The organism is Microcoleus sp. T3_D1 (genome assembly GCF_036700405.1).
GTDB lineage: Bacteria > Cyanobacteriota > Cyanobacteriia > Cyanobacteriales > Microcoleaceae > Microcoleus.
Map to the genome: position 1 here is coordinate 1 of NZ_JAUBOV010000002.1, position 18,765 is coordinate 18,765.

The window sequence follows — 18,765 nt, forward strand, 5'->3', positions numbered from 1 at the left end:
GCCGAACGTATTTATCTCGCGCAAGTCAATGCTTCAATTCTTTAATCTAAAATCTAAAATCTAAAATCGATTGACTTGGATGCCGCAGGTTTGACAAGCTGCGAGGGCGGCCAGATCAATTCATGACTCAATGCTATCAATGGCTAATCTGCTAGCCCAAAACACTGAGCACCCTTTAGACAATTGAATTGAGATTTTGGGCTGCATCGTTCAATTGTTGAGTGCCTACTTTGGTTTGAGTAATACCACTAGCTGTTTCTTTTGCCGCTAGGTTGAGGGTGTTCATCGCCTCCACTACTTGTTTAATGGCCACTGCTTGTTGTTGAGCAGTTAGAGAAATTTGTTGATTGTTCAATACCACATTGTTAACAGCCTTTGCTACTTCCGAGAAAGCTACTGCCGTTTCTTGACTGATTTTGGTTCCTTCTTCTACTGTTTTAGTACCTTCCTTTGTCACCGTTACGGTGGAATTTATCGCATTCTTGATATCATCGACTAGGCGGTTAATTTTCTCGGCTGATTTCTTACTTTTATCTGCTAGTTTGCGGATTTCTGTGGCTATGACAGTAAAACCTTTGGCGTTTTCGCCCGCCCGCACTGCTTCTACTGAGGCATTCAGTGCCAGCATATTTGTTTGATTTGCTAAATCTGTGACATCAGTAGAGATATTCCCAATCTGATGGGTTTGTTCGCTCAATTGCAGAATTTGTGCCGCCATTGCCCCGACATTTTCTTTCAATATTGTCATCGATTCCAGGGTTTGCTCCACTGCTAGGGTTCCCTTTTCAGTGCTCTTTAAAGCTTGCCGTGCAGATTCCGCACCAGCTTGGGCTTGCTGGGCTGATTGTTGGGAAGCCGCGCCCAACTCATCCATTGTGATTGTCGTTTGATTTACAGAGCTAGATTGCTGTGTAGCTGTGCGTTCCTGCTGTTCTACTGTGGCCGCAATCTCTGTGGAAGAACTAACAATCATATTGACTGACTGATTCATGCTCTTTGCAATGCCTGAAGCAATCCACAGAGCGATCGCAATTGCCGTAAGTGCAGCTACAGCCGTGCTTAAAATCACCACTGTAGTCAGGAACTGCAAAGCTTGAATTTGCTCTTTTTCTTGCTCGATTAAAATCCCTTCCTCGGTGCTTTGAAACTCCTTAGCTATAGCATCAACCTGACGAAGCTTTGGTACAATTTGTGTCTTCCATAAGTTAACTCCATCGTCTCGCCTACCTTGAGCGACCAAAGAAAAGGCTTGTTTATAGCCTTGCTCTATCTGATTTTTTAAGACCTTCATTTCATCTAGCCGCTGGCGCTGTTGCGGGTTTTGTGCCCGCTCAAGTAAATCCTGATAGGATTTGTCAAAGCTGTTTGCCTCTTCATTGTATTCAGTTAAGAAAGCACTATCTTTTGCCAAAAAATACCCGCGAGCAGCTTTTTGCATACCTGCAAATCCTAGCTGTTGAGCTTTTAAGGCTATAACAACAGCATTAGAATTATTTAGAATTTTTGCTTTCTGTTCGACTTCTTTAGCATTAAAGAAAACCAAAGTAGCTGCTCCAACTGAAAGCAAAATCGGTAGGGAATATCCCCACAGAATACGCTCTCTTAATTTTGTGGATTTGAAGTTAATCATCTTAAATTTTTCCTATATTTAAAAAACGAACAAATTAATCGCCTACAAAGCAAGGGTAACTGCATATCCCAGTAGCCTCCGGCTTCTCAGCTTTAAGTTGGCAAACATGGCAATACCTCCTGTTGGGTTAGGTAGCGGAATTATCTCATTCTCAACCCTTGACTCAGACTCATCAAGAAAAACCTGAAAAAACTTCATATCGAGCAAGCTATGCAGGTCAAAGCCTTGAGAATTAAGGGTTGTTTTACCTGCTTGGATTTTGGATAAACCCTGTTTATTCGATTGTAGCGAGAAATTCAGGAACCAACCCCAAACATCGTCAATCGATTTTAGATTTTAGATTTGAGATTTTAGAGGCGACCCCACGGATAAATGCGGGGGCGTGAGGATTTTCGATTTTGGATTGATTCCACGGATAAATCACGTGGCGGGTACCACCTTTGAAATTCGTGGTCAAATTCTCTCCCCCACTCTTCCTCTCTCCCACTCTTCCTCTCTCCCACTATTGATTGGGGTTCAAGTCGATCGCATAAATGTTACAACCTAGTTAAGCAACAAAATTTTGAGTTCATGGAAATAGTAGTGACGCTGGTGCTGGGTTCGGTGCTGTTTGTCTGGGGAATGCGCTTCGGGCGGGTGTTAGTTCGCTCTGGAGTGACGGCTAACGATTTGTTTAAGGGCAGAAACTCGATCGCCCTGCTGTTTTTGGGTTTTTATATTGCCTTGCTGCTACTGGCTCTAAATATGCCTCAAATGCCTGCTTTGCCGATCGAGTGGCGTTTTCACGGGATGCGAGTTACTTGGACTTTACTCAGAGTGATGCTGATGGGAGTCTGCGGTATTGGCTTTAGTATAAGTTGGTTGACAGCGCGAGCGCAAGTAATCGCAGTAATCTTAATTGGTTGCTTGGGATTGGGAGGATTTACAGGCGCTGAAAACTATTTTATGGCGCCAATTCACGATGATTTAATAGATAATTTGCAGCCAAACGGTGTATTTCGACAAACATCTAACAGCAGTTGCGCCCCCGCGGCGCTAGCAACAGTGTTAAGGCGTTGGGGAATCGACGCGACGGAATCGAGTGTAGCGCGTTTTGCCGGCACGAGTCGCTTGGGAACTTCGATGCCACAGTTAATAATAGCAGCAAGAGCTTTGGGCATAAATGCGATCGAACTAACGCCAACTTGGGAGCAAATTCAGCAAATTAATCGCCCCGGAGTGCTAGCAGTTTGGCTGTTTGACGGCCCTCGGAAGCTACCCCACGCGGTCGCTTTGCTGGGAATGAATGACAGTGTAGCGGCCATTGGAGACCCGGCGCGGGGCAGGATTTTCTATTTAGATAGAGCAACTTTTGCCCAGGTTTGGCGCGAGGAATACGTGCCGATTTTTCGTTCTGCGGATATCTGGTTAAGTGACAAACAAGCTATGGACTATTTGAGTAAATTAGGATATAATTCGGGTAATTTGCAAGCAGATATCGAGCGCTTTCAAACAGATAAAAAATTAAAAGTCAGTGGCAAGTTAGACCGGATGACTGAGTTAATGTTGAGCGGCAGTTTTTTGCAAGAAGTCCCCAGATTGGATGGGAAATAGTTATTGAAAATCGTCAACCGCAGAGGAACTGTTGACCGACAGGGAAGAGGAATCATGCGGTTTTTTTCAAACAATCTTTGAGTCATATTATTTCCGGTCTATTACCCATAATACGGTAGGGGCGGGTTCACGGAAAATATCTGCCAATAATTGACAATCTCAAAAACCCGCCCTTTTAATCGCTCGATCGGACATGATAGCATCCGTTCCTAGCGATCGCAAAGATTCGATCGCCCCAGCAGATAATCGGCGATCGCACATTGGTAGCGTGGCTGCATGAAATTACCGTAAGCGTAGGCAGTTACATCTCATTCCTGCTATATTTTTACGGTCGATCGCACCTTGGCTACGCCTCACCGTTTTTGACAATTGGGAACAGTTGAATCGCCCATTTTAGGCTCAGACAGCTTGACTTCCCATCCAGGTAAATTCCACCAATTAACTCGCTTATTCGGCTGAATCCAAAAGTCTAGTTGTGTGATCTTGCCATCCTCAAATCTGAGTGTGGGAAAGGTAGGATAACTGGTATCATCGGTTTCGCGATAAGTGCGTCCAAGGTAATTTAGGCAGGTCGTTAATCCGTCAGTAATTCCCAATTCTTCCACTCCTTTTCCCTTCAATTTGGCATCATCGTAGCTAAAGGAACCGTTGAATGAATTGCCCGCTAACCCGCCTTTGGTAACAGTGATAGTGAAATCGTAGGTGACGGGAACTGCGTAGGCTTGGGTTGCAGTTACAACTGTACTCAGAATAGTCGTGGCGATGGCTACCGATAGTTTTGAAATTGCTCGCACACTCGCATCCCGAAAAAGAACAACACTATAAATTTCGCTTTCAGCCATCGGGAAACTCCTTAACTACGGTTCTCTAGTAAGTGATTTATCGGATATGGCAATCCTTGCAGGAGTCGTAAATGTTTTACCCCACCCCAACCCTCCCCTTACAAAGGGGAGGGAGTAAGAAATTCACAAATGATTTAGGATTGGTATATGATATCATAAGTAATCAGTTAAATGCGATCGCAGCCGAGTGCCAATCGAACCAAAATTACCGCCTCTGGTTAATCATGTATACTTTTTTTGCACTGAAAACTCCAAGAGAAAACATTCGTCTTTAATCGCCCAGAATTAACTCAGTAGATTTAACAATATTCATTCCCGCCGCCGCAAATTTTTGATAAGCTGCATCTGCTTGTTCCGTGAAATCAACAACACCCGGAACAACCACAGGCGAAGTGCAATCTTCCAGCAAATAAACCTTCTTTGCCAAATTCGGATCGCGCGCCAAAATTTCAGTCAGCAAATCATCAATTGTCCAAGCAACGCAGTGACTTTTGGCTTGTCCGGCAATAATTACCGCATCAAAATCGAGCAATTTATCAATAAACTTAGCATTCTTTTCAGCAATCGGATTGCCGTCGAACCCATCTAACACTTCTGGCCGCAAAACCGAATAGTTTTCTGTCAGTGGATTCCCGCCTTTGATTTCAAAAAGTGCTTGGCTGTTGCGGGCTATAGTATGAAAAAATATTGCTTCTTCCACCGCAGAAACCAGCGCGTGTCCAATGCCACCCAGCATCGAGTGATAGGGCCAAATTGTCAGGGGATATTTCCCATCGGCGCTGAGTTTTTTGACGTAGTGGTAAGCGTGTTTTTCCAATGCTGAAAAATAGTCCCCGCTGATGCTGTTGGCGACGGCTGGATTGACTTTCCAAATGCCTTGCTGCACGTCTTCTAAAGTAATTGATGTGGCGGCTGGTAGGGGGTGTTCGCCTGCTTCGTTTATCCAAAAGATTGGATGAAAAATTTGCATGGCGGTGTGGGTATCCATTGTCGGCGCAATGGTTGTAATTGCGTTTAAATTGCGGTAGATAAATTCGCACAGCCGCCGGTTGTCGTCTACTGCACCGCTACCGGAACGCCCGCCCACAAATAATTCAAATTCGGGCAGACAAAAGGTATTTTGGGCGTCTATTATGAGCAAACAAATCTGATTTTTGTCGCTGGTGGCGGGCTGGATGCTGTGCTGCTTGGCCCACTCTTTGGCTTGGGCGGCGCGTTCTTGGTAGGGGAGTCGCCAGACTTCGCCTACTTTTTTGGGGTCGAAATGTTCGGGGATTGGAAGTTGGACTTTTGGTGTCATGACGATCGCTTTTAGGGTAGTTTACAGTAATAATTTAAGTTTGCAGTATAATGCTGATAAATATTTGCGGGTGAATCATGGCAAAAGCACGAATCCAAGATTATGCTAGGGTAAAATTTAAACGCATAGTGTTGTTTTTTTCGATCGCACTTTTGCTCGCTCTCTTAATTGTAGCAACTAGATCCGCCTACGTTCAAGATGTTTTGAGAACTCTGTTAATGCGGATCGAGGATTTAGGGTGGTGGGGGCCGGTGGCTTTTGTCGCTACTTATAACTTGGCGACTGTGCTGTTTGTACCGGGTTCGGTACTGACGCTGGGAGGGGGGGCGATTTTTGGTTTGTGGTGGGGTTCGGTTTACGTCTTTGCGGCGTCCACTTTAGGTGCTGTATTTGCTTTTGCGATCGGGCGCTATTTGTGCCGCGATCGCGTGGTAAAATATATGGAATCTCACCCCAAGTTTACAGCTCTCGATCGCGCAGTTTCCCAACAAGGATTAAAAATAGTTTTTTTGACTCGTCTTTGTCCTTTATTTCCTTTCAATTTATTGAATTACGCTCTAGGAATTACTCAGGTTTCTTTGAAAGATTACGTGCTAGGTTCCTTTGGCATGATACCGGGTACAATTATGTACGTTTACTCTGGTTCTTTGGTGGGAGAGGTTGCTGCGATAGGCACGGAAACTGTGTATGCAAGTCCTCAAGATTCCGCAGTAAAATGGTTGATTAATATTATCAGTTTTCTGGCTACAGTCGCTGTTACTGTCTTTATCACTCGCATAGCCAGCAAAGCTTTGGAAGAAAGTATTTAATTAGGATAATTTGCCCATGTCGCAGTCAAAAGTCGATCGCGTAACAGTCCCCCCGATGGACGAGCACAACCAGAAATTAGTCTCCTATTTGCATCCGCCCGATTGGGTAAATCCGCAGCCGGCTAGTTCTTATAATTTAGTAGTAATTGGCGCGGGGCCCGCTGGATTAATTGTTGCTGCCGGTGCCGCAGGTTTGGGCGCGAAAGTTGCTTTGATTGAAAAACATTTGATGGGCGGCGACTGTTTGAATGTCGGTTGTGTGCCGTCAAAAGCTTTAATTCGCTCGTCCCGCACTGTTGGCGATATCTGGGAAGCAAATAAATTTGGTGTTAATGTTCCTGACAGTGTAGAAGTGGATTTTGCCGCTGTGATGGAACGGCTGCGCCGCATCAGGGCGGGAATCAGCGATGTTGATTCTGTTCAACGCTACCAAGATAAATTAGGAGTCGATGTTTTCTTAGGTTCCGGTCGTTTTACTAGCAATAATACAGTAGAAGTTGGGGGGCAAACTCTTCGCTTTAAAAAAGCAGTAATTGCCACAGGTGCAAGGGCGCGACAACCACAAATTCCAGGTTTACAAGAAGCTGGATATCTGACAAATGAAACTGTCTTTAACCTGACAGAAAGACCTCAGCGTTTGGCCGTAATTGGCGCAGGGCCGATCGGCTGCGAATTGGCTCAAGCCTTTCGGCGGCTGGGTTCCGAAGTCGTATTGCTGCACAAAAATGCTCAGATTTTAGATAAGGAAGATGCGGAGGCTGCTAAAATCGTGCAGCAGGGTTTTCTACGCGAAGAAATTCAACTAATACTAGAATCCCAAATAGAGCGCGTTGAGAAAACAAATGCAGGCAAAGTAATTTATTATAAGTCTCAAGGTAAGGAAGCATCGGTAACAGTAGATGAAATTATTGTGAGTACAGGGCGATCGCCCAACGTCGAAGGATTGAATCTGGAGGCTGTAGGTGTCGAATACGATACACAAACTGGCGTCTTTGTCAACGACAACTTGCAAACTACTAATCCCCGCATTTATGCCGCTGGGGATATTTGCATGAAACATAAATTTACTCACGCTGCTGATTTTGCCGCGAGGATGGTAATTCAAAACACTCTATTTTTCGGGCGCAAAAAGCTCAGCGCTTTGATGATACCTTGGTGTACTTACACAAACCCGGAAATTGCCCGCGTTGGAATTGGGGAACACGAGGCTAAGGAAAAAGGCATTGATATCGATACATTTTTAATTGCTTTTAGTCAAGTCGATCGGGCAATTATTGACGGCGAAGAGGAAGGATTTGTGAAAATTCACGTCAAGAAAGGCAGCGATAAAATATTAGGTGCAACTATTGTAGCCCGACACGCTGGGGATATGATCAGCGAGATTACTTTGGCAATGGTTAACAATATTGGTTTGGGAAAGATTGCTAGCACAATTCACCCGTATCCGACGCAAGCTGAGGCAATTCGGAAAGCGGGAGATGCTTACAATCGCACTCGTTTGACTCCGTTTGTGAAAAATTTGTTTAATCGCTGGCTGGCTTGGACTCGATAGTTTGAACTGTATTGAATCAACACCAGGTACAATTGAACCGTAGGGGCGGGTTCACCAACCATCTATGGAAAAAATTAATAATCTCCTAAACCCGCCCCCACCCGATATAAAATAAAAATTTACCATTAATTTATTGAATCAAATGTTGATGTAAAATTGGGCGGGGGCGGGGCGGGTTTATCAGATTGTTGGATTTATGTTAAAGATTTCGGTGAACCCGCCCCTACAGAGATTGCAGTTTTCAATATTCCCATTTACGTTTCTGTTTGTGTTTCCAATCCCACACCTTCATACAAAAGTGCGATCGGCAAATCAAACTCAATGCTTGATAAAGTGAGAATCTCCCCAGCAGTGTAAGAATAGTACAGCCACATTCTCCCCTCTCCCCGACAGTAACGCTCAACAAAAATCTTTTGTGAATCAATCAAGATATACTCTTGCAAAGTCGGAATTTTTAGGTAACAAGTGAATTTTTCATCCCGATCTTTAGCACTTGTACTGGGAGAAAGAACTTCCACAATGATTTTAGGATTCTGAATGAAGTTGCGCGAATTAATGTCTTCTGGATCGCAACTGACTATCACATCCGGGTAGTAGTAACTGCTTTGAAAACTGACTTGCAATTTCACATCTGACACGTTCATCCGACAGCCTCTGGAACGCAGATGCGGGTACAAAGCAGTGTAAAAGTTAAGTGCAATATCGTTATGGGGAATTGTACTACCCATCCTGGCAAAAACTTCGCCGTTGACATATTCGTGGCGAATCTCTTGTTGAGCTTCCCATTCGAGATATTCCTCAACCGTCATTTTTTGGGGTGCTTGGGGAATAGATATCATAACAAAATTTTTTGTCACTGTTACTTGGATTATAGCATTAGAGCTAGCTGCAGCCTCACCGGCACTCAATTGACTAATCAATTAAATTCAATCTATCTTCATAACCCCGCATTATCTTCTGTAATACGTGCCTTAACCTTTCAAAATCAGCGTCTTCTAAGGAGAAAGTAATTGCGACCTCATCGCATTCTAGAAGAGTTATAGTATCGGAACCAAAGCGAACAGTAAATCGATCGCGACTAAGAGTAACAAAATCGATGCCTGCATCTTCTGTCCAGTATTCATCGTCCAATTCTGCATAGATGTTTTTTCTGTTAGGAACAGTCTCTGCTTCAGAGCCTTCTTTTCGTGTTAGGATGAAATAATGTTCGCCCCCTTCTGCTTCAGAAAAACCGATGTATAAGTTGTCTTCAATAGCCTCACAGCAAGGGGCAAAAAATTCAGTTTTCATAATTTTAAAAATCCCCTTCATCTACTTGAAATACAGTCATTCCCAACGACCTCCACATATCAACAACTTGCTGGCGATCGTCCAAAACAAACTTAATGTTATACTTTCCATCAATATGCTGCCGATAGAATTCCTCTTTAATTATCGAATCCTTCCTCATATCTCCCGTTTTCCGCATATAAAGATTGGCATAATTGACCTCGTACTGCTGCAACCATTTTTCAGTTTGAGGCTGACAGTCATCTGTGCGGCCAGACACTACAATAATATGGGCGCTGGACTGCCACTTACGAACGGTATCTAAGACGGGCTGATTGGGCAAATCGCGATCGCACGTAGAAGCATCAAAAGGATTTCTGCCATTGAGAAGCGCTAATGTGCCGTCCATATCGACAATAATTGCATCCGGCAAATCCGGGTTATATTCAGGCGGCACAACGGGAACCCGCACGTACTTATTGTACATCTTCATTATCACATCTTTGCCCACCGAATTAAGCCTTTTCAAATCCCGCTTAATACATTCCTCAACCGGAACTTGTAGGAAAGAATCATTAACTTCCACAACAGCTTTACCTTTAACCAACTCCTTGATATGCTCGATGTGAGGGCCAAAATTAGTATCATCAACAATGACGTGCTTGCCGCTTTCCAAAGCCATCAAAATAATCGTATCTCTCAACTGCAAAATAAACTTTTCATTCGCCGGCGACCAATGAGAAGCGTGAGCCATTTCTCTGAGCAAATCTTTATTGCTACGCACCCACTTTGCAGGTTCAGACAGCAGCAATTCCCTAGCAAATTGAGATTTTCCCGAAGCAGGTAAACCGACAAGTACAAGAACTCTTTTCATGGTAATTGGCAATTGGTAATTGGTAATTGGGCATTGGGCATTGGGCATTGGGCATTGTTTAAATACTTACCTCTTCATTCCATCCGTTACATCCGTTACATAATCCGTTGCCGAACTTCCCTCTTCCTTAAACATCTGCCTCACGCTCGATAATTAATCCGTGTATCCGTGTCAAAATCCGTGTCGTGCCTTCTTCTTCACAAACCTAGATGGATGTAATCTAAACCCAATAACTCTTCTATTTTATGAATAGTAACATCACGGAGAGCTTCTTTCACTCCCGCCACTCTTCGGGCCCGCAAAGAAAACAAAATCCCGGAATACGGCAAATGTTTCACAGCTAATGCAAAATCTTTCTGAACTTCGATATGTTCGTGCTGTCGGTAAGCTTCCTCGATTTCTTCAACCAAAGATTGATATTTGTCTTTAACTTTTTGATACAACTCACTCCACTCAGGAAAATAAGCTAAAAACTCTTCTCCTTCATTAGTTAAAACAATTTGTATCATGCGGCGGGTCGAAAACCCTTCGCGCAGATGGGAAATCGCGACATATTGCGGAGACTTTACTTTAACTCTGTTGAAGTTAGCATCGCAGATAATATACCCTTCCGAATTCATCGGATCTAAATGTTGAGCCGCTTCGATAACTTCTTTCCAGCTAGTTAAAGGATAGGATGCTACCAATTCCCAGCCGTATTTATTAGCCCAAATACTCGGATCGGTTTCTAGCAGCGTTTGAGTGTTGCGAACCCCGTGCAGCACGATTTGATTGTTTTGTTGCTGGACAACTATTCTATTGTAAGGCGTCATCAACTCAAAGATAAAACACTCGTCGGTTTCTTGTGGCAATTGATATCCTAATTCTTGCCAGACTTTCCAAAAAAGTTCGGCAAAGCTGAACCCAAAACCATTAACTTCGCCGGCGGCGTCGGGAGTGCCGCTAGATTGCACTCTCCATTCTCCTTTGTAAAAATACAGTACAGTCAGAGAACCGTCTAGTTTTTCATAAACTTTGGCATGACTCCAATCAATTGCAGCGGCGTGGCCTTCCCCGTAATTAAAAAATTTGTCGTAGGGATAAGAAACTATCTGCCAATCTTGAGATGAATCTAAAATAATGCCTCGGCACTGCTGGACTATTTTTTCGCCCAAGGGAGATTCTATCTGCGAGTATTTCAGACAGACTAAATCGGGATATTGGCGGTGGCGGGTAACTTTGATATGATAAGTTTCGGACAAAGTTTCCAATCCGTACTGGCGCAAATACTCTTGCAGTTCCACGATCGACTCCTAAATTGCTCGCCTTCTCTATATTATATATGACTTCATATTCTGGCAACCTTGTCAAGATAGTCAAAAAACTTTTTTCCCGGAAAAGCGAATGTTAATTTGGTATTTTGAATTAGGGTTGTACATAGGTGAATGCGCTTCGCCGCCCAACTAAAATCTTGGAATATTAAGGAAAAATATCGTGAATAAAAAATTCTTACTTTTGGCTACTTCGGCTGGTGTATTAACTGCTTTATTACCTCTCTCGGTTGTTTTTGGATCTTCGCAATTGTCGCTGCGACAATCGGGCACAGCACAAATTGCTCAAGGAGGCACTGCGTTTCCGGTAAGTGAAATTTTGCCAAAGTTACAAGGCAAAACGCAAGTGCCTATTTTTATTCCCAGCAGGATTCCGGTTTCGCAAAAAATGTACTATCCAACTACAGCACAAGCAAACAGCTATAGTATTTCAATCGAGTATAAACCAGATTGCGGCGGTACGACAGTTTGCACTTTTGGGTCAATTCAAGGTCAAAAAGGCGGGGAGTTTACTACAAAACTAGAAGGGGTAACTAAGACGTTAAAAAATGTCAAACTTGCGGGCGGAGTGAAAGGAGTTTTTCATAACGGTTGCGGGGCTTACTGCACAGCAACTCTTCAGTGGAAAACTCAGGGTTTTATGTATACCGTCGCCATTAAGAACGGACGAGAATCGGATTTAATTTTAATAGGAAATTCTGCTATTCAAGCTGGGAAGCGTTAAGTTGGGCAGTCGGGGAGGCACAACTTCTATATGTAGGGTGCGTAAGCGCGCACCTTACCGTTATTGTTTGATATATCTTAACTCGCACTCGCCCCTTACAAGATGCTATGGTTTTTTTGCGCTTACCTACTTCGGGGGAAATCAGGATGAGGAGAAGATGGCTATCTGCGGCGATTTTTGCTTGTGTGGTGACTGCTTTTACGATTCCCTTGGGGATAGCTTCGCTTCACGCACCTTGGACACCAAACTCAGCGTTAGCAAGGACTGAACTCCCGATTACAGAAATCCGCTGGTTTAATTATTCCCCTGAAGATAGCTGGCAACCGATACAATTTATTGTACCCGATCGCAACACTGAAAAATCTGTCGGCAGCCGCAACTTGCGGTTGTACGATGTTCATATTGCCAAGATGTTTGAGATTTCTCATTTTCTGTGCGATCGCGATCGGGCTTCTGAGGGTTACAATTGGTCTTATCAAGGGGAAAATGGCAATATTGAGATGGGACGCTTCAAAATTAGCTGCAATCTCGCCCGTTCCACAGCCACAGCTTACGGCTTAGGGAAACCAGAAATTACAGTGATTCGCCGCAGCTTCAACCTGAAAAATGGTCGCCCTTCTTTTGCGCTAGAAAAATACTCTATTCCCACTTTGAACATTGCTAAAAATAGAGTTGTGCAGTGGAGGAATTTTGTGCAAAAGTTTCCCCCAATCCCCGATAACTCAGGTGCAAACCAAGCTAACAGTCGTTTTCCTGCTAGTAACATCTTTAGACAAATCAAAGGCAAAACGCAAGTGCCTGTTTTTCTTCCGAGTAGACTTCCTTTATCTGACATTCAGCAACTTGATTTTGATGTGCAAGCCGGTGCCGGCGGTTACATTGTGGGAATGTATTTAGGCAAAGGATGCCGTGCGGGAGCTTGTTATTTCGGCACAATCGAAGCTAAAAGAAATGAACCGTTTTCGCCGCCTTCGCGATTGCCGCAGGATACTTACAGAAGCGTTGAATTGGCGGGCGGATTCAGGGGGATTTATTTCAATAATTGCGGTGCTTACTGCACTGCTTTTGTTGAGTGGCAAAGGCTGGGGGTGCTGTACCGAGTCACAAGGAAAAACGCACGGCAGCAAGAAGTTGTCCAGATAGCAAATTCTGCACTTCAAGCAGGGCAACGTTAAATTTTGCGGGGAAATGGAAAAGGTACGCGCGAGCGAAGCTATCCCGAACGCGCGTGCCTTCGGGCAGGGTAGGGAATCGCCCTTTTTCACTCCTCATAAACTTTATTCTGGACAAACTGAATGGTCGCGGTCAAACCAAATGATGTAGTAAACAGACTGAACGCGGAACCCAAAGATCCGTTTTTTCTCATCAATTCGCATTTCGGATAACCTCTCATCTTCAGGAATATTGTCAGGCAAAGTCGGATGAATGTTAATCAACTTATAACCAGTTCCCACTGATTCACCTCGTTTTTTTGATCCGTGACCTTTGATTTGACCCCAAGTATATTTCTCAATTTTCTTGAGTCCTTCAATTAGGTCAGTGATTTCTGATGATGTCCAGTCAGACAAAAGCCAACGATTTTTATCTGCATAGGTAAATCTGAAGCTAGGATGCTCATCATCTGTACTGCTTGGTCGATTTAACTGAGTTGCTTGCTCTGGAATTCTACTTTGTTGCTTTTTTTGAGATGGCTTCGGTATTTGACTTTTTTTCCCCACTTACGCCTCCACCAAAGGTGCATAGCAGGATTTCATATCCTCGTGGGAGATGATTTTAGTTGATGTTTCCGCAGGTTCTAATCCCTTGCGGGCGTTGAGCCAAGGTGTCTCTGATTGCGTCAATTCTGCAAGATGTTTAGCACTTAATTCTCCATAAGCATTCCAAACTTCTTCGAGTACCTCGATTTCATCTTCATCAAATTCTTCTTCAAAATTATCTGGAGCTGGAATATCGCTATATTTGTAAGCTTTGTACTCATCCCAAACATCGCGGACAATGGGGCCGGAAACCCAAGCTTCAATATCTCGATCAAATAGCGGCTGGCTTCTAAAGACTAAACTCCAAGCTTGTGCATAATACACGAGCTTTTGCAGTTTCAGAGGAGAAATGGTATCGCCTGCTTCTCGATCGACACGACATAAAAAGTAACGAGCTACGTCAAGAGCACTTTTCATAGTTTTAGGATTTTAGTAATTTGACAAATTCACTTTTGATGCTAAGCTATTTGGTGGCTTTATAAGTACGATCGCACTTTCGATCGCCCTTTTCCCCTCGCAACTACATTTCTCTCCCCAATCGCGCAACCTTTGAGCTAATTCTTTCTCGCTGCAGCTAAGCTAACTCCTCATGTCAACCAGGTTCATCCGGCTCGACCCTAGGTAAATCTTACATCTTGCACCATTCTCAAGAACAGGCAAGATGCCTGTTCCACAAAGAGTAGATTTTCTTGTGGAACGGGCCGGAGAGCCCGTTCCTAAAAGGCTTATTGACAATGGTGCAACATCTCAGTAAATCATACATCGCCGGCAGGCTTTGCTTCGGAATGTCGATCGCCCCCATGCCAGCGACTCCCAATGCTGGATGGGAAACATCATCAAGACTCACTGCTACTGGCGGTCATACCATTTTAGATTTTAGATTTTAGATTTTAGATTGGCAATGGCTTATTATGTAAAGGTTTGGAGCTTGCCTACCGTTGCATCCTTTTTTCAAACAGGCCGTCAAAATCTGGTATTTCTATTTTATCGCCCGAATTATCCCAACCAGCAATTAAAGTCCCCACCTGCGGTACGCTAGATCAGGTGAATATATTGGCTGATTTCAAGCTATCCTCCGATCGATCTTATGTCTCCAACCACATCTGCCCCTTCCCGAACCGTTCGCATCGGTTCCCGCAAAAGCCAACTCGCTCTCGTGCAAACCCACTGGGTGCAAGAACAGCTACAGAAACACTTCCCGGAACACACTTTTGAAGTCCACACCATGTCCACCCAAGGGGACATAATTCTTGATGTCGCCCTCGCTAAAATTGGCGATAAAGGACTTTTTACCAAAGAATTAGAAACGGGAATGATTAACCATGAAACGGACTTTGCCGTTCATTCCCTCAAAGATTTGCCTACCAATTTGCCCGAAGGTTTAATTTTAGGATGCGTCACCGAACGGGAAAATCCCGCTGACGCCTTGGTAGTTCACTCCAAGCACAAAGACAAGCAACTCGACACCCTCCCAGAAGGTTCAGTAATCGGCACTTCTTCCCTGCGGCGGCTAGCTCAACTGCGGCACCATTTCCCTCATTTTGAATTTAAAGATATTCGCGGCAATCTCAATACTAGACTCGCTAAATTAGATGAGGGCGGTTACGACGCGATTATTTTAGCAGTTGCGGGATTGGAAAGATTGGGAATGGGCGATCGCATCCACCAAATTATCCCTGCTGAAATCTCCCTTCACGCCGTCGGACAAGGTGCTTTGGGCATCGAATGCCGCGCCGGAGACACAGAAATCATGTCAGTGATTAAAGCTCTCGAACACTCGGAAACCGCCCAAAGATGTTATGCCGAACGCGCATTTCTGCGGGAATTAGAAGGCGGCTGTCAAGTGCCGATCGGCGTCAATACCAAAATAGAAAACGGTCAATTAACCTTAACCGGAATGGTATCGAGTCTCGACGGCCAGCGATTCGTCAAAGATAGTGTTTCCGGCGCCGCCGAGACTGCTGAAATGATCGGAATTGACCTCGCTCACCGCTTGCGCCAACAGGGTGCTAGTGCAATTTTGGAGGAAATATTTGTCGAAGTTCAACGTGGTTCCTAAAGGCGATCGGCATCTCTTTGTCAATGCTTTTAGACGCGATATATCGCCTTTTGTAGAATAAAAATAACAGGCGGTTTGCTTTGGCAAAACAGGTAGAGTAGCAGTCAGATTGTAGATTTTTGATGGGATTTTAGGTAGGACTTGCGCGATAGATTTCAAAAATATCTGACTAATTTAGGACGCTCCGCACGGGTGTTAAGCAACCCGGTTTCTGATGTAAGTCTCGCTGTATAGCCCAAGATTTATGGTAAAAACCGGTTTTTTTTCGTGAGTCCTATAATTCTTAACATCCCCATCCAAAATCTACAATCAAACATCGAAAATTAATCAGCAATTTATTTCAGGTAAAGGGCCAATATGAGCGCTAGAGAAACTCAATTAAAGCTGGAATTGAAAAAGGTTCAGCAACTTTATAGCAAAATGCAGGCAGACCAACAAGCTTTGCAGAAGCAATTGAAAGAGTTCAAAACTCAAGCCGGAAGTTTTTCGGATGTAGTCGAGCAAGTCTTGCCGTCCGTAGTTTCAATTTACGTCATGGATTGGGATACAGAAGAAGAGATTTCTTCAGGAAGCGGGTTCTTTGTATCGCCGGACATAATTGTCACGAACTATCACGTTGTAGAAGATATTGCCGATGAAGATTACTTCTATGAAGAAGATGAAATCGAACAGGTTTTAGTCGAAACTCACGACGGAAAATTGAGATTAGCAGAGGTGGTGTTTACTGGTAATGCTGAAGAAGATTTAGCATTACTCTTAATTAGCGATTTTACCTTCGACCCGAACACAGGGGAACAAGTGGACTCTCCCCAAGAATATCCTCCCCTAGAGTTGTCTTTGGATGTGAAAGTGGGAGATAGAGTAATTGCTGTGGGCAATCCTTTGGGGCAGTTTGCTTCAACTGTAACTCAAGGTATTGTGAGTGCAATTCGCGAACCAGAGGAATATGAAGAAGGCGACGATGAAGAAGATGTTGCTGAGGTGAAGGTGTTGCAAACTGATGCGGCGATTAATCCGGGAAATTCGGGCGGCCCGTTGATTAATATGGCTGGTCAAGTGGTTGGTGTGAATACCTGGGGATTGGAAGATGCCGACAGTATTAATTTGGCGATCGCCTCTGAAGCTTTGGATGATTTTCTAGCGGGATTTGAGGAGACTATTGAGGACAATTCTCAGAATTAGTCGGGAGTTTCTGTAATATGTCATTCGGGCGATCGCCCTCGATCGAAATAAGGGCGATCGTTCTTTTTTTACCGCAAATAAACGCAGATGGGATAAGAAAGATTGCCTGTTTTTTGCGAAAGAGTTCTCGCTATTTTCGATCGCAGATATATAGTAAATTTCACCACGTTTCATCTGTCAGTCCATCTGCAACTGTCGCGTCCCACTCCGGGTCATTTTCTAGAGATGCTTCTCGGTAGGCCGACTCTAGTTCCAGACTCCGCAATAACTTCAGTGCTACTTCTATTACTTGGGAGTCAGAGCCAAAAAACCGGGTTTTTTTACCAAAATACTTCGTTGGAACATGGCAGATTTGGTAACAAACCCGGTTTCTGACCGCCCGTGCGTCCAGGACTGTTTATGCAGCCTCAGTCAAAGTCCTGACACGCAAAACTTCATTAGACATCAACGGTTCAATTTCCGACTCAGCTAAGGTAATTACAGCTATAGTTTCACCTAAAGCATTAAAAACTTCGAGACTGTAGCCATCCTCATCGGGGTGGGGATGATGCTCAACAATAGTGGCAATATCTCCTCGACAGAGTTTGTACTTAGGTACATCGGTTCGTAATGCTACTCTTTTAAACAAAGGAAATTTCATTTTATACCTCCTTATTGGGATATAGGGTGATAAACTTGGTTTTTTGCGAGGGAAACTCTGTCATCCAAATAGTTACTACTGACAGGCTTGTTCCGTTAGGGCCAGTTAACGTGCCGCGAATTTCATACTTATTACCATAGCGCGTTTGTTCGGTTGGTGTTGCATCCAGAGACAAAATTTGTTCTTTTAAGTCTTGTTCTAGTTGTTGCCAGTTGTCTAGGGTGTAATTGGCTCGTGCAAGAAATAAAGATTTATCATCTTCTACTAAGAACTTGAGCAAATACTGAGTTATTTTTACTTCAGCAATAATGGTATCATTTGGTAGTTTCACTTACTTAATGTGGTAAAATTAGTACGATTAATTTAAAATTATCTATTATTTTTAGAATATAGCACGAGCGAGCGAGTAAAGTAAATTTTACGCTTGATAATAGCGATCGCACTTCCCCAAAAAAGCGATGAGCTTGACAAAAGCGTAAAACAGGTGGTAATCTGAATAAGATGAATATAAATGGAAATTTTAATTATGCCAATTGCACAATTATTTCCTCTGCTTGGTCATTTATCCCGTGTGGATAAATTAAGAGTAATAGAATTTTTGGTTTCTGAGTTAGCAAAAGAAGAAGATTTGGCTAACTTAGAGTCTAAAGATAATTATTTTGAGATGTTGCATAATTCCGATGAAGGAGCACGTCAATTGGCACAGTTTCTAGAGGAACAAAAGCAACTGCAAAATGCTTAATGGTGAAAAATACTCTTTTGCCTCTAAATTCGATCGCTTTGGCGAGGTATCTTATGCGCCTTATTTACCGATAATATTAAGCTATCGAAACCAGTCAATTGAAGTGATGGGGTTGCTGGATACAGGGGCAAGCATGAATGTTTTGCCTTATGAAATTGGTTTACAATTAGGGGCTGTTTGGGACGAACAAACCTTTGTTATTTCTTTATCTGGAAATCTGGCAAATATCGAGGCTAGGGCTTTGTTGTTGTCAGGGACAGTCAGCAGGTTTGCACCAGTTAACTTGGCTTTTGCTTGGACTAGACAAAGAAATATGCCGCTCATTTTAGGAAGGTTAAATTTTTTGGCAGAGTTTGATGTTTGTTTTTATGTATCTGAACTAGGATTTGAAATTGCACCTAAGCAATCTCACTAATAGGTGGTTATAAGCGATCGCCCTTCCACACAAAAGAGCGATCGCCTCATAATATCTTTAGGGGCGA

The 18,765-nt window shown here is 43.6% G+C and carries 21 protein-coding genes; 9 read left to right on the plus strand and 12 right to left on the minus strand.

Annotated features, from left to right (window positions below):
• Window positions 1-175: 175 nt before the first annotated feature.
• Complete coding sequence (locus QT992_RS01750; protein ID WP_333376418.1) at window positions 176-1,630, minus strand: methyl-accepting chemotaxis protein; 1,455 nt, start codon at window positions 1,628-1,630, stop codon at window positions 176-178.
• Window positions 1,631-2,200: 570 nt separating this feature from the next.
• On the opposite strand from QT992_RS01750, the gene QT992_RS01755 reads away from it, so the two are divergent.
• Window positions 2,201-3,223: a cysteine peptidase family C39 domain-containing protein gene (locus tag QT992_RS01755; RefSeq protein WP_333313147.1), complete on the plus strand. Its 1,023-nt coding sequence runs from the start codon at window positions 2,201-2,203 to the stop codon at window positions 3,221-3,223.
• Between the two features lie 353 nt (window positions 3,224-3,576).
• Here the strand turns inward: QT992_RS01755 and QT992_RS01760 are convergent, their stop codons facing one another.
• Window positions 3,577-4,065, minus strand: coding sequence for a hypothetical protein (locus tag QT992_RS01760; RefSeq protein WP_333335442.1), 489 nt, complete (start codon window positions 4,063-4,065; stop codon window positions 3,577-3,579).
• Between the two features lie 271 nt (window positions 4,066-4,336).
• Window positions 4,337-5,365, minus strand: a complete 1,029-nt coding sequence (locus tag QT992_RS01765) for an isochorismatase (RefSeq protein WP_333335439.1) — start codon at window positions 5,363-5,365, stop codon at window positions 4,337-4,339.
• A 77-nt stretch (window positions 5,366-5,442) separates the two neighbouring features.
• Here QT992_RS01765 and QT992_RS01770 point away from each other — a divergent pair, with 77 nt between their 5' ends.
• Window positions 5,443-6,174: a TVP38/TMEM64 family protein gene (locus QT992_RS01770; RefSeq protein WP_333335437.1), complete on the plus strand. Its 732-nt coding sequence runs from the start codon at window positions 5,443-5,445 to the stop codon at window positions 6,172-6,174.
• Between the two features lie 16 nt (window positions 6,175-6,190).
• Entirely contained in the window at window positions 6,191-7,726 is a 1,536-nt protein-coding gene (locus tag QT992_RS01775; protein ID WP_333335435.1) for a mercuric reductase, read from the plus strand.
• A 254-nt stretch (window positions 7,727-7,980) separates the two neighbouring features.
• On the opposite strand, the gene QT992_RS01780 is transcribed toward QT992_RS01775, so the two are convergent.
• From QT992_RS01780 to QT992_RS01795, 4 genes are all read right to left on the minus strand, one after another.
• The gene (locus QT992_RS01780) at window positions 7,981-8,565 is read right to left on the minus strand and encodes a Uma2 family endonuclease (protein ID WP_333335433.1); all 585 of its coding nucleotides are present in this window, start codon (window positions 8,563-8,565) and stop codon (window positions 7,981-7,983) included.
• 73 nt (window positions 8,566-8,638) lie between these two features.
• Window positions 8,639-9,016, minus strand: coding sequence for a hypothetical protein (locus QT992_RS01785; protein WP_333335431.1), 378 nt, complete (start codon window positions 9,014-9,016; stop codon window positions 8,639-8,641).
• Between the two features lie 4 nt (window positions 9,017-9,020).
• Complete coding sequence (locus QT992_RS01790) at window positions 9,021-9,917, minus strand: phosphatase domain-containing protein (RefSeq protein WP_333335428.1); 897 nt, start codon at window positions 9,915-9,917, stop codon at window positions 9,021-9,023.
• Between the two features lie 149 nt (window positions 9,918-10,066).
• Entirely contained in the window at window positions 10,067-11,152 is a 1,086-nt protein-coding gene (locus QT992_RS01795) for a T4 RnlA family RNA ligase (protein WP_333335425.1), read from the minus strand.
• Between the two features lie 190 nt (window positions 11,153-11,342).
• Between QT992_RS01795 and QT992_RS01800 the strand changes: the two genes are divergently transcribed.
• Window positions 11,343-11,903: a hypothetical protein gene (locus QT992_RS01800; RefSeq protein WP_333335421.1), complete on the plus strand. Its 561-nt coding sequence runs from the start codon at window positions 11,343-11,345 to the stop codon at window positions 11,901-11,903.
• A 146-nt stretch (window positions 11,904-12,049) separates the two neighbouring features.
• On the plus strand, window positions 12,050-13,078 hold the full coding sequence (locus QT992_RS01805) for a hypothetical protein (protein ID WP_333335418.1): 1,029 nt from the start codon (window positions 12,050-12,052) through the stop codon (window positions 13,076-13,078).
• 102 nt (window positions 13,079-13,180) lie between these two features.
• On the opposite strand, the gene QT992_RS01810 is transcribed toward QT992_RS01805, so the two are convergent.
• The 3 genes from QT992_RS01810 to QT992_RS01820 all read right to left on the minus strand — a co-directional run bounded on the left by QT992_RS01810 (window position 13,181) and on the right by QT992_RS01820 (window position 14,507).
• Window positions 13,181-13,621, minus strand: a complete 441-nt coding sequence (locus QT992_RS01810) for an MAG6450 family protein (RefSeq protein ID WP_333335415.1) — start codon at window positions 13,619-13,621, stop codon at window positions 13,181-13,183.
• Window positions 13,622-14,077, minus strand: coding sequence for a type II toxin-antitoxin system antitoxin SocA domain-containing protein (locus QT992_RS01815; protein ID WP_333335412.1), 456 nt, complete (start codon window positions 14,075-14,077; stop codon window positions 13,622-13,624).
• A gap of 229 nt (window positions 14,078-14,306) precedes the next feature.
• Window positions 14,307-14,507: a hypothetical protein gene (locus tag QT992_RS01820; RefSeq protein ID WP_333313160.1), complete on the minus strand. Its 201-nt coding sequence runs from the start codon at window positions 14,505-14,507 to the stop codon at window positions 14,307-14,309.
• Between the two features lie 240 nt (window positions 14,508-14,747).
• Here QT992_RS01820 and hemC point away from each other — a divergent pair, with 240 nt between their 5' ends.
• Both hemC and QT992_RS01830 read left to right on the plus strand, forming a co-directional pair.
• Complete coding sequence (gene hemC / locus QT992_RS01825; protein ID WP_333335409.1) at window positions 14,748-15,719, plus strand: hydroxymethylbilane synthase; 972 nt, start codon at window positions 14,748-14,750, stop codon at window positions 15,717-15,719.
• Window positions 15,720-16,076: 357 nt separating this feature from the next.
• A complete protein-coding gene (locus QT992_RS01830; protein WP_333155354.1) occupies window positions 16,077-16,901 on the plus strand; it encodes a S1C family serine protease in 825 nt (274 codons plus the stop codon).
• A 397-nt stretch (window positions 16,902-17,298) separates the two neighbouring features.
• On the opposite strand, the gene QT992_RS01835 is transcribed toward QT992_RS01830, so the two are convergent.
• On the minus strand, window positions 17,299-17,541 hold the full coding sequence (locus QT992_RS01835; protein ID WP_015176446.1) for a DUF4926 domain-containing protein: 243 nt from the start codon (window positions 17,539-17,541) through the stop codon (window positions 17,299-17,301).
• 1 nt (window position 17,542) lies between these two features.
• Complete coding sequence (locus tag QT992_RS01840) at window positions 17,543-17,872, minus strand: DUF6883 domain-containing protein (protein ID WP_333335405.1); 330 nt, start codon at window positions 17,870-17,872, stop codon at window positions 17,543-17,545.
• Between the two features lie 180 nt (window positions 17,873-18,052).
• Between QT992_RS01840 and QT992_RS01845 the strand changes: the two genes are divergently transcribed.
• Together QT992_RS01845 and QT992_RS01850 are read left to right on the plus strand one after the other, a co-directional pair.
• Complete coding sequence (locus QT992_RS01845) at window positions 18,053-18,283, plus strand: hypothetical protein (protein WP_293225189.1); 231 nt, start codon at window positions 18,053-18,055, stop codon at window positions 18,281-18,283.
• On the plus strand, window positions 18,276-18,698 hold the full coding sequence (locus QT992_RS01850; RefSeq protein WP_333313163.1) for a retroviral-like aspartic protease: 423 nt from the start codon (window positions 18,276-18,278) through the stop codon (window positions 18,696-18,698). Before QT992_RS01845 ends, QT992_RS01850 begins: the two co-directional genes overlap by 8 nt.
• The last annotated feature ends 67 nt before the right edge of the window (window positions 18,699-18,765 follow it).

Bases quoted from the DNA above. Each gene is read 5' to 3' on its own strand.
- QT992_RS01750 (WP_333376418.1), bottom strand. From the start codon at position 1,630: ATGATTAACTTCAAATCCACAAAATTAAGAGAGCGTATTCTGTGGGGA.
- QT992_RS01755 (WP_333313147.1), top strand. From the start codon at position 2,201: ATGGAAATAGTAGTGACGCTGGTGCTGGGTTCGGTGCTGTTTGTCTGG.
- QT992_RS01760 (WP_333335442.1), bottom strand. From the start codon at position 4,065: ATGGCTGAAAGCGAAATTTATAGTGTTGTTCTTTTTCGGGATGCGAGT.
- QT992_RS01765 (WP_333335439.1), bottom strand. From the start codon at position 5,365: ATGACACCAAAAGTCCAACTTCCAATCCCCGAACATTTCGACCCCAAA.
- QT992_RS01770 (WP_333335437.1), top strand. From the start codon at position 5,443: ATGGCAAAAGCACGAATCCAAGATTATGCTAGGGTAAAATTTAAACGC.
- QT992_RS01775 (WP_333335435.1), top strand. From the start codon at position 6,191: ATGTCGCAGTCAAAAGTCGATCGCGTAACAGTCCCCCCGATGGACGAG.
- QT992_RS01780 (WP_333335433.1), bottom strand. From the start codon at position 8,565: ATGATATCTATTCCCCAAGCACCCCAAAAAATGACGGTTGAGGAATAT.
- QT992_RS01785 (WP_333335431.1), bottom strand. From the start codon at position 9,016: ATGAAAACTGAATTTTTTGCCCCTTGCTGTGAGGCTATTGAAGACAAC.
- QT992_RS01790 (WP_333335428.1), bottom strand. From the start codon at position 9,917: ATGCCCAATGCCCAATGCCCAATTACCAATTACCAATTGCCAATTACC.
- QT992_RS01805 (WP_333335418.1), top strand. From the start codon at position 12,050: ATGAGGAGAAGATGGCTATCTGCGGCGATTTTTGCTTGTGTGGTGACT.
- QT992_RS01815 (WP_333335412.1), bottom strand. From the start codon at position 14,077: ATGAAAAGTGCTCTTGACGTAGCTCGTTACTTTTTATGTCGTGTCGAT.
- hemC (WP_333335409.1), top strand. From the start codon at position 14,748: ATGTCTCCAACCACATCTGCCCCTTCCCGAACCGTTCGCATCGGTTCC.
- QT992_RS01830 (WP_333155354.1), top strand. From the start codon at position 16,077: ATGAGCGCTAGAGAAACTCAATTAAAGCTGGAATTGAAAAAGGTTCAG.
- QT992_RS01835 (WP_015176446.1), bottom strand. From the start codon at position 17,541: ATGAAATTTCCTTTGTTTAAAAGAGTAGCATTACGAACCGATGTACCT.
- QT992_RS01845 (WP_293225189.1), top strand. From the start codon at position 18,053: ATGGAAATTTTAATTATGCCAATTGCACAATTATTTCCTCTGCTTGGT.
- QT992_RS01850 (WP_333313163.1), top strand. From the start codon at position 18,276: ATGCTTAATGGTGAAAAATACTCTTTTGCCTCTAAATTCGATCGCTTT.